The organism is Ilumatobacter sp. (genome assembly GCF_041688325.1).
Taxonomy (GTDB): domain Bacteria; phylum Actinomycetota; class Acidimicrobiia; order Acidimicrobiales; family Ilumatobacteraceae; genus Ilumatobacter_A.
The window spans coordinates 1-5,579 of sequence record NZ_JBDNIJ010000359.1 but is presented as its reverse complement, the minus strand read 5'-3'; the positions used below and the strand labels follow the sequence as shown (position 1 = coordinate 5,579).

Sequence of the window (5,579 nt, the reverse complement as noted above, 5' to 3'; positions counted from 1 at the left end):
CCGCCGCGTTGGCATCGCTCCAGATGTCGACCCGATCGTGCTGTACACCACGCCTGTCGAAGTTCCGCAGAAGTGCGGAACAGAACACACAACCCGGACGACAGTACACGACGATGCCGTTCGTTGCAGATGTTGTCATGTCGTTGGAAACCCGGCCCGCTCCACAACGATTCCCACCGGTCAGGCACGGCTCCCGTCCGTTCCGTGTCCACTCAGTCTCCAGGAATGGAGAGACCGTGGTGCGGGTTTCCGATTTATGACCCAAGCAGTCTTTGATGGCATCGTTGTTGCCGACAGCGACAACGTCCGCACCGTCGAGGGGATGGTGTACTTCCCCATCGACGACGTAGCGATGGACCAACTCGTGAGGAGCGAGACGACGAGTCGCTGTTTCTGGAAGGGCAGGGCAACGTACTGGCATGTTCGAGGCGCGGACGCGATCGCGGCAGACGCGGCATTCGAGTACGACCATCCATGGCCACTGGCTCGACGGTTGGTGAGTGGACGTATCGCGTTCTGGCAGGGCGTCGACATCGTCGATGACTAGTTCGCCATTTGGCAACGGCGACGCGTCGTCGCTGTCGCCATTGCCAGAATCGGACCTGGCCAATCAGTAGCGGTCGGGGCGACCCTCGGAGGAGTTCTCGGAAACCTCACCGACAGATTCATTCAAGCAGGATTCTCGACGGCTGGAGCGGTCGTCGACTGAATCTCGAACATCGCCGACCTGGCGCTGCGCATCGATGCAGCGGCGCTGCTCATCTCGCTCATCAGAACACCTCAGCTCCGACAGAGCGGGCCGGCGAGATCTGATTCGCAGTCACCAGATTCGAGGGACCTCAGCTGACGAGAACACCGCGCCCGGTTCGAGGTTCAGAGTCGGAGCCCGATATGCCTCTTCGGGCACGCCGATGTCGCCGAGGTACAACTCCCCGACCAAACTCCGGGCCGTCGACTCGCGAAGACCGAGCTTGGGTAACGCCAATGTCAGTGTTGCCGTCGCCCGAACGACCGGATCGTGGGCGACACCGGTGGTCAGGCTGACACCGGACGGAACATCGAGCGACACGACGACTGGGGCAAGCGAGTTCACGACGCTGATCGCCTCGGCAGCCGCGCCTCGCGGTGAACCATCGAGCGAATAGCCGATCACGCCATCGAGCACCACTTCGAAAGGTGCAAGGTCGATGGCATCGTCGAGTGAGCACCGACGAATGTCGAGCCGCTCGAGGCGAGCGAGTTGGGCGGCCGGCACGTCGGTGAACCGCTCGCTCCCAGCGGTGGTCACGATCGTGACGCCAGCACCCCAGCCGTGCAACCGGCGCGCTGCGACCAGCGCCCCACCACCGTTCCCTCCGGTACCAGCGAGGACGACAACACGTCGATCACGGGGATCACCGTCCAAGAAGCGGACTCGGGTGAGATGCGCGAGATCCCGACCCGCCGACTCCATCATCTGCGCGAGGCCGATGCCGAGCTCATCGATCATGACCCGATCGACCTCGATCATCTGGCTGGTCGTCAACCAGACAAGCGACTCCGGTGCTGCGGGGATCTCCATCTCCTGCGTCATCATCCGGGTGGGCGGCGACTCACCGCGCGCCAGTCGTTCACCGAAGTCACGAAGACGGCCAAGAGAATCGGCTGGCAGGTCAGCTCGCGTTGTCGCAAGGGTTGCAAGGGTCGCCTTGATCCGCTCGTACGCCTCGGCCTCCATGCCGCACCGGCGGCATTCGTCGAGATGCGCTGCGATGCGGCTCGTTCGTTCGTCATCGATGTAGCCATCCAGGTATTCCTGCAGCACCTCGCCGACATGGCGACACGTCATCGAGCCGGGAGCCTGACGACCGAATAGTTTCATGATCCACATCATCACGCTGAGCTCCTCGTGACGAAGCCGGCGCTGTTGCACGCGTCGGTGCGCTCGCCCGATACTGCCGACACCAACCTGTCCTTCGCCATCTCTGGGTCGCGCAGCAACTCTGGACGCCGTTTCCGGTTGTGGTTGGTGTGCGCGTTCCGGAGAATGGTGAGCAGCCACGCTTGCGGGGGTTGCCCGTCGCACCGGTCGATGCCCCGATGGGCCGGGATCAGAGTGTCCTGCACGAGATCCTCGCCCTCGGCGTAGTGCCGCGTCAGCGAGTTGGCGACACCCAGCAGCACTTCGATTTCGGGCGGCGCGAGCCGTCGGAGTTCTGCGGCTTCGACTGATGGTTCGCGCACTTTTGAGAAACCCTACGACACCGAGAGCGCATTCCCGGTCAGACGGATCAGGATCACGCAGACCCGGAATCGATCCGAACGCAAGCGGGTTTCCCCCTCACCGGGTCACCTGACATCGATGTCAGGTGGCCCGGGCCAAGGGACCACATCACGCCTCACTCCTCCCGCAACACTCCTCCCGCAGCGCTCCCACGCCGCCGACCGGACGACTCAACCCTGACCTGGACGCCAAACCGGACGCGCTGCCGATGGCGTACAAGGCACGACGAACCGCACTGATACCGATCGCGATCACGATGGTGCTCACGATGACCACATGGTTCTCGGCCACCGCACTGCTCACTCAACTGCGACTGCGATGGGAACTCAGCTCCGCGACTGCGTCGTGGCGGACGGTCGCCGTCCAACTCGGCTTCGTCGACGTGGCATCGAGAAGGTCGCGGCGTCATGGTCGGCGCGCTGACCATCGGGCCAGCACTCCCCCACGTCGTGAACCTTCTCGGGTCGGTCGCCTGGCAGAGCGTGGTCGTGATGGCATCGATGGCATCTTTGGTCGGCAGCGCGCTCGCCAAGTGGTGGGCACAGGACGGGCCCTATCCATTCCCGCAGACCACATTTGACACGCGCCTGATCCATCGCTTAATTGAACCGCTCGGCGTCCGCCTCGCAACACTCGGCTACTTCGGGCTATGTGCTCACGGTCGCCACGATCTGGCTCGTTCCCGTGATCGAACGAGCCGCCAGATGGGGTTGGGCGTTTGCACTCCTGCTGCTTGGTCAAACCGACGGAACCGACTTCGGGTTCGGTGAACGTCGCACGGGACATCGCCGAGTAGTCCGCGCCCTCGTGGTCTTCACCCAAGATCGAGACGATCGCGATGTTGGCTTGATACATACCGACGTGCGTGAAGAGTCCCTTCCCGGTGACATCACCGACAGCCCACAACTTGTCGCCCGCGACCATGTGGTCGTCGACCTCGACGTTGATCAGGCGTGCGTCTGCGGTCAATCCGACCGTGTCGAGTCCGAGACCACGCACGTTGATCGAGCGGCCCACCGCCATCAACGGACGCTCGGCGCGGAGCTCAGCACCGTCGTCCAGCACGACCATGGTCTGGTCGCCGTCACGACGCAGCTCGACGGCCCGACGCCCCGTGTGGATGGCAATGCCCTCCGTGTTCCAAGATTCCGCCGCGACAGCACTGGCCTCGGGCTCCCCGATCGGCAACACCCGATCGAGCACCTCGACCCCGGCCGCTCTTTGGCCGACACCGCTTCCCGGTTGGTCCAGTAGTCGACGGTGTCGAGACCCGGGATCGGTGGCACGGCCGATGAGGTGCCCGTCGCGATGACGACGCCACGAGATGCCTGAATTCGCTGGTCGCCGACTACAACCGCATCAGGACCAGCGAGCTGGCCCCGAACGAACCGGCCGCCCTAGCGGTAGTTTCCTAGCTAGCTGAGTTGAGTGTCGGATCGTGCCTGCTCAGGGGGTGTTTTCTGGCTGGTTGGGTGTAGTACCTAAGTCAGTGTTTGGGGGCGTAGTCGGCGAGGCCGAAGAGGTCGTAGAGAACCTGTTGTTGGGCGGTGAGGTCGGTGATCATGCGACGTGCTTTGGGCCTCCCGCCGGTCGAGGGGTAGAGCAGCACGGTTTCTTGGATGCCGGCGAGTGTCGTCAGGAGTTCAGTGACGCTCATTGATGTTCCGGCTCGGTCGGCTTCGCGACACATGAGGCGGGCAACGGCGAGGGCGAGCACGCAGTAGAAGGTGTGGACCCGGATTTTGGGGTCGGTCCAGTGATGCATGGGTGAGAACGACACGATGTGGGGGTCTTTCATTTGGCGGAAGTCGTTCTCGACAACTGATTGAGACCGGTACGCGGCGACGACGTCAACGACGGGCCAGGTATCGCGGTCGGTGAACAGAATGCGTTTGCCAAACAACTCGCCAGCGAGAGCGTTGACCGCCTGTTTGTTGAGGGTCCAGGTGAGCCGGAACTCTTTGGGGCTATCGCCAGCGAGGTTCCAGTCGATGACCCGGTTGATCCAGCGGGGCTTGCAGATCGCGGCGATGTCGGCTTCGACCGCGGTGCGTTGTTTGCGGGTGCGGCCCCGCCCGAGACGTGCAGCCAACTCGGTCAGGCGGCGTTCGACCCCGGCGGTGGTTTGCGCGAATCCGCGGAGTTGTTTGGCGTGCAACGTCGGTGAGTGGGTGACGATCAGGCGCCGGTCGGCTCCGAGGGCGGTGCCGCGGGTGTCGAACGCGGTGACACCGGGGTAACGGGTCTCGTCGACCGGACGGTAGCGGCGTGCGGTGACGGCGAGCAGGGTCGGGTGATCTGATGGTGGGAGTGACCCAACGAAATGCAGTGGGCTGTTGTCGATGTGGGTTTGGTTGGTCACCGAGTCTTGGCCAGCGTCATAGACCAGAGTGACGTCGTTGGTGTCGGTGGCGAGTGTTCCCCACCGTTGAACGAGTTCAGTGACCATGTCGGCGAACTGGGTGACATCTGGGCGGTCACCGGCGTAGGCGTGGGAACACAGTGGGATGCCGCCATCGCGGGTGACGACCAAACCGAGCCCGACCAGGCGTAGATCGGAGCGTTTCTGTTTCGCTCGGCCCCGCTGGGCGATCGGGGCGCGATCATTCGCGGTGTCGATGTAGGTCGCGAAGTTCGTCATGTCCAACACCAACGCCGACAGATCCAACCCGAACTCGGCGACCATTCGAGCGCCGATACGCCGTTCGATCTCGACCAGCATGGCGGCATCGATGGAGTCCATTGCCGTCCAGAACCGGCGGTGATCCAACGCCGGCTTGGGCATTGGTATCCACCGATCCCCAGCGGTGGTCGCCCACCAGTCGGCGAAGGCGAGTTTCGAGCACGGCGCCACAACCCGGTTCAACGTTGCGAGACAGATGTACGTGCCGACCGAACCGCCAGCATCGGCGCGGCGGGCGCCGATGACGTCGTCGATGATGCCGGCCACATCGAGGCGCCTCAGCATTGACCAGACTGCTGCGACATCACCGAACCCGAGGTGGCGGGTGCGTTCCGGGACTCCCATCGCGCCGTCCATCGCGGCTTCGATATCGGCGGCTTTGCCCAGGTAGCGCTGGGAGATCATCTTCGGTTTCCCGTCGATCCGGGCCATCTCGCGCAGGTAGTAGTAGGTCTGCCCGTTGACCACCTTATGAACGATCGATCCCATACTTTATGTACTACACCCTGAAGACACCTCGACGCGAACATGGTCGACCTACAAACGCGCTGGTCACAGACCTATTTCAAAAGTTTCTCAACAACACCCCACACGCCGCTCAACGGCCTAGCCAGGAAACTCCCGCTAGCCCAT

Annotated in this window: 5 protein-coding genes; 1 reads left to right on the top strand and 4 read right to left on the bottom strand. The window is 63.2% G+C overall.

The window, feature by feature from the left end; genetic code table 11:
- Positions 1–256 precede the first annotated feature (256 nt).
- A complete protein-coding gene (locus ACH2EI_RS18640; RefSeq protein WP_395154873.1) occupies positions 257–547 on the top strand; it encodes a DUF427 domain-containing protein in 291 nt (96 codons plus the stop codon).
- Positions 548–820: 273 nt separating this feature from the next.
- Here ACH2EI_RS18640 and ACH2EI_RS18635 read toward each other — a convergent pair whose 3' ends face one another.
- From ACH2EI_RS18635 to ACH2EI_RS18620, 4 genes are all read right to left on the bottom strand, one after another.
- A complete protein-coding gene (locus tag ACH2EI_RS18635; RefSeq protein ID WP_395161107.1) occupies positions 821–1,861 on the bottom strand; it encodes an NAD(P)H-hydrate epimerase in 1,041 nt (346 codons plus the stop codon).
- An 11-nt stretch (positions 1,862–1,872) separates the two neighbouring features.
- Entirely contained in the window at positions 1,873–2,223 is a 351-nt protein-coding gene (locus tag ACH2EI_RS18630) for an RNA polymerase sigma factor (RefSeq protein WP_395154875.1), read from the bottom strand.
- Positions 2,224–2,668: 445 nt separating this feature from the next.
- Positions 2,669–3,454 (bottom strand): FAD-dependent oxidoreductase, encoded by a 786-nt coding sequence (locus ACH2EI_RS18625; protein ID WP_395161109.1) that lies wholly within the window; start codon positions 3,452–3,454, stop codon positions 2,669–2,671.
- Between the two features lie 295 nt (positions 3,455–3,749).
- Entirely contained in the window at positions 3,750–5,435 is a 1,686-nt protein-coding gene (locus ACH2EI_RS18620) for an IS1634 family transposase (RefSeq protein ID WP_395161105.1), read from the bottom strand.
- Between the last annotated feature and the right edge of the window lie 144 nt (positions 5,436–5,579).

Coding starts and splice junctions, on each gene's coding strand:
- ACH2EI_RS18635 (WP_395161107.1), bottom strand. CDS start 1,861: ATGAAACTATTCGGTCGTCAGGCTCCCGGCTCGATGACGTGTCGCCAT.
- ACH2EI_RS18620 (WP_395161105.1), bottom strand. CDS start 5,435: ATGGGATCGATCGTTCATAAGGTGGTCAACGGGCAGACCTACTACTAC.
- ACH2EI_RS18640 (WP_395154873.1), top strand. CDS start 257: ATGACCCAAGCAGTCTTTGATGGCATCGTTGTTGCCGACAGCGACAAC.